Genomic DNA, 3,582 nt, shown 5'->3' with positions numbered 1-3,582 from the left:
GCGCTGGCGCTGGTGGAAGCTCTCCTCCTTGCACACCCGGACCATCGCCCTCGCATAGGGCCCGTAGCTGGTGCGCTGCAGCGGCACCTGGTTCATGATCGCCGCCCCATCGACCAGCCAGCCGATGGCGCCGATGTCGGCCCAGGTCAGCGTCGGATAGTTGAAGATGGTGCTGTACTTGGCCTTGCCCGAATGCAGCGCCTCGATCATTTCCTCGCGGCTGGTACCGAGCGTCTCGGCCGCCGAATAGAGATAGAGCCCGTGCCCGGCCTCGTCCTGCACCTTGGCGAGCAGGATCGCCTTGCGGCGCAGCGAAGGCGCCCGGGTGATCCAGTTCCCCTCGGGCAGCATGCCGACGATCTCGCTATGCGCGTGCTGACTGATCTGCCGCGTCAGCGTGCGCCGATAGGCCTCGGGCATCCAGTCCTTGGGCTCGATGAACTCGTCCGCCGCCACCCGCGCCTCGAAGGCGGCGAGCTTGTCGGGGTCCTCGAGGGACTGAACGGGCTTCGCCCCCTTCTGCAGCTCGGTCGTGTACATGCGGAATTCCTACCATTAATCGACCGATCGGTCAACGAATTCGCGCGCCGCTCGGCGGAGAGTCAACGCACGCAAGCGGACCCGAGTCGCATCGGAAGTTGACGGGGTGAAGTTGACAAGTTGACAGTTGCCATGGCGTTCGCCTGACACCGTCAACTTCCGGCAATGAGCGGACAGATGGCGGGGGCGGTCGAGCGGGCGCATGATCGCCTTCATAGCGCATCGGCCAGGCTGTAGGAAAATGCCGGCGATGAAGCGTGGGCCAAGCAAGGGAGGAGACGATGTTCCAGAAGGTCGCGTTCACCATGTACCCCGTGAAGGACATGCCGGCCGCCCGCGCCTGGTACGAGGAGGTGCTCGGCCTACCGAAAAGCCGCAACGGGCCGACGAGCCCCTGGGTCGAGTTCGACCTGCCCGGCGGCGGCTGCCTCGCCATCACCACCGTTTCGGAGAGCGAGCCGAGCGCGAGCGCCGGCGGCACGATCGCGCTCGAGGTCGAGGACCTCGATGGCTTGGTCGCCGATCTCAAGGCCAAGGGCGCAGCCGTCGTCGCCGACGGGATCGAAGGCCCGGGCTGTCACATGGCCGTGGTCAAGGACCCGGACGGCAATGCGATCATTCTGCACAAGCTGAAGCGGAGCTAGCCGTCATCCCGGCGGAGACCCCGGCCTTCGCCGGGATGACGAATAGGATCACACCCGCTCGACCACCGCCGCGATGCCTTGGCCGACGCCGATGCACATCGTGCAGAGCGCGTAGCGCCCGCCTTTGCGGTGGAGCTCCTCGACGGCGGTGAGGATCAGGCGGGTGCCGGACATGCCGAGCGGGTGGCCGAGCGCGATCGCGCCGCCGTTCGGGTTCACGCGGGGGTCGTCATCGGCGAGGCCGAGCTGACGCATGACGGCGAGGCCCTGAGCGGCGAAGGCCTCGTTCAATTCGATCACATCCATGTCGGCGATGCTGAGGCCGAGGCGCTTCAATAGTTTCTCGCTCGCCGGGGCGGGTCCGATGCCCATGATCCGCGGCGGCACGCCGGCGACGGCGGCGCCGAGGAAGCGGGCGCGGGGGGTGAGGCCGTTGCGCTTCGCGGCCTCCTCGGACGCGACGATCAGCGCGGCGGCGCCGTCGTTGACGCCGGAGGCGTTGCCGGCGGTGACGGTGCCGTCGGGGCGGACGATCGGGCGCAGTTTGGCGAGCGCCTCGACATTGGTCTCGCGCGGGTGCTCATCGCGGTCGACGACGAGGGGATCGCCCTTGCGCTGCGGAATCTCGACCGGGACGATCTCGGCGGCAAGGCGACCATTCGCCTGCGCGGCGGCGGCCTTGGCCTGGCTGCGGACCGCGAAGGCGTCCTGGTCGGCGCGGCCGACCTGGAAATCCTGCGCGACATTCTCGGCCGTGCTCGGCATCGTGTCGTCGCCATAAGCCGACTTCATCTTCGGGTTGACGAAGCGCCAGCCGATCGTGGTGTCGTACATCTCGGCATTGCGGTCGAAGGCGCTCGTCGCCTTGGCCATGACGAAGGGCGCCCGGCTCATGCTCTCCGAGCCGCCGGCGACGATCATGTCCGCCTCCGAGCCCCGGATCACCCGCGCCGCCATCGCCACCGCGTCCATGCCTGAGCCGCAGAGCCGGTTGAGGGTGACGCCGCCGGATGTGTCGGGTAGGCCCGCCAGCAGGCCCGCCATGCGCGCGAGGTTGCGATTGTCCTCGCCCGCCTGATTGGCGCAGCCCAGGATGACGTCGTCGACCTCGCTCCAGTCCACTTGCTGGTTGCGCGCGATCAGCGCCCTGATCGGGATCGCGGCGAGGTCGTCCGCGCGTACCGAGGACAGGCTGCCGCCATAGCGGCCGATCGGCGTGCGCACCGCGTCGCAGATAAAGGCTTCGGTCATTCATCCTCTCCAATCAGCGCCCCGCCGAGGCTGCGCGAGAAGCCGGTGAACTCGGCGATGGCGCGGCCCTCCGCGGTGCGGACCGCGACATGGCAAACGCCCGAGCGGCCGACAAGCGCCGCCTCTTGGGCCTCGGCGATCAGCACCTCGCCCTCGCGCGCCTGATCCAAGAAGGTGATCGAGGCATTGGCGGCGACGGTGCGCAAATTGCGGCTATTGCAGGCATAAGCGAAAGCGGTGTCGGCGAGCGCGAAGACCATCCCGCCATGGGCGATGCCGTGTCCGTTCAGCATGTCGGGGCGCAGCGACATGCGGATCCGCGCATAGCCCTCGCGCGCCTCCTCGATCGCGATCCCCCAGGCCGGCCCGCTGCCCTCGGCGGCCAGCATAGAACGGGCGACCTTGTCGGCGATCTCATCTGCGTTCATGAAAAGGCGCATGGCTTACGAGACGATCGACTTCAAGCTTGAGGCGGGCGTGGCGCGGCTTACCCTCAACCGCCCGGATCGGTTGAACAGCTTCACGGTGCGAATGCACGACGAGGTGGCGGACGCGCTCGGCCGCCTCGGCGACGCGCGGACGCTGGTCCTGACCGGCGCCGGGCGCGGCTTCTGCGCGGGACAGGACCTCAACGATCGCGCGGTGGCGCCGGGCGAAGCAGTCGATCTCGGCGAGTCGGTCGAGGTCCGTTACAATCCGCTGATCCGCACGCTGACCAGCCTGCCGATGCCGACCATCGCGCGCGTCAATGGCGTCGCCGCCGGCGCGGGCGCCAATATCGCGCTCGCCTGCGACATCGTCATCGCGGCGAAGAGCGCGAAGTTCATCCAGAGCTTCGCCGCGATCGGCCTCATTCCGGACAGCGGCGGCACCTGGGCGCTGCCCCGGCTGGTGGGCCAGGCGCGGGCGATGGGCCTCGCGCTGACCGGAGAGCCGCTGCCGGCCGAGACCGCGGCGGAATGGGGGCTGATCTGGAAGGCGGTTGACGACGAAGCGCTCGACGCCGAAGTCGACGCGCTCGCCGCGCGCTTCGCGAGCGGCCCGACCCGAGGCCTCGCGCGGCTCAGGCAGATGCTGCGCGAAAGCTGGGACCACGATCTCGCGCCGGAGCTGAACCTCCAGCGCGACGCGATGCGCGAGCTCGGCT

General features: G+C 68.8%; 5 protein-coding genes. 2 read left to right on the top strand and 3 right to left on the bottom strand.

The features are described 5' to 3' along the window. On the bottom strand, window positions 1-540 hold a 540-nt coding region (gene paaA, locus ACT4N8_RS13975; RefSeq protein ID WP_444858726.1), incomplete at its 3' end, for a 1,2-phenylacetyl-CoA epoxidase subunit PaaA. Window positions 541-821: 281 nt separating this feature from the next. On the opposite strand from paaA, the gene ACT4N8_RS13970 reads away from it, so the two are divergent. Next, window positions 822-1,184, top strand: a complete 363-nt coding sequence (locus ACT4N8_RS13970; protein ID WP_444858725.1) for a VOC family protein — start codon at window positions 822-824, stop codon at window positions 1,182-1,184. Window positions 1,185-1,232: 48 nt separating this feature from the next. Here ACT4N8_RS13970 and pcaF read toward each other — a convergent pair whose 3' ends face one another. Both pcaF and paaI read right to left on the bottom strand, forming a co-directional pair. Then, window positions 1,233-2,435 carry a 3-oxoadipyl-CoA thiolase gene (gene pcaF / locus ACT4N8_RS13965; RefSeq protein WP_444858724.1) on the bottom strand — a complete coding sequence of 401 codons (1,203 nt, stop codon included), beginning with the start codon at window positions 2,433-2,435 and terminating at the stop codon, window positions 1,233-1,235. After that, window positions 2,432-2,863 carry a hydroxyphenylacetyl-CoA thioesterase PaaI gene (paaI, locus tag ACT4N8_RS13960; protein WP_444858723.1) on the bottom strand — a complete coding sequence of 144 codons (432 nt, stop codon included), beginning with the start codon at window positions 2,861-2,863 and terminating at the stop codon, window positions 2,432-2,434. Before paaI ends, pcaF begins: the two co-directional genes overlap by 4 nt. 10 nt (window positions 2,864-2,873) lie before the next feature. Here paaI and ACT4N8_RS13955 point away from each other — a divergent pair. Continuing rightward, window positions 2,874-3,582 (top strand): enoyl-CoA hydratase (locus tag ACT4N8_RS13955; RefSeq protein ID WP_444858722.1); only part of this gene is annotated, 709 nt, incomplete at its 3' end.

Source organism: Sphingosinicella sp., from assembly GCF_052387495.1.
Lineage (GTDB): Bacteria > Pseudomonadota > Alphaproteobacteria > Sphingomonadales > Sphingomonadaceae > Allosphingosinicella.
This window is presented reverse-complemented; position numbering and strand designations above follow the sequence as displayed.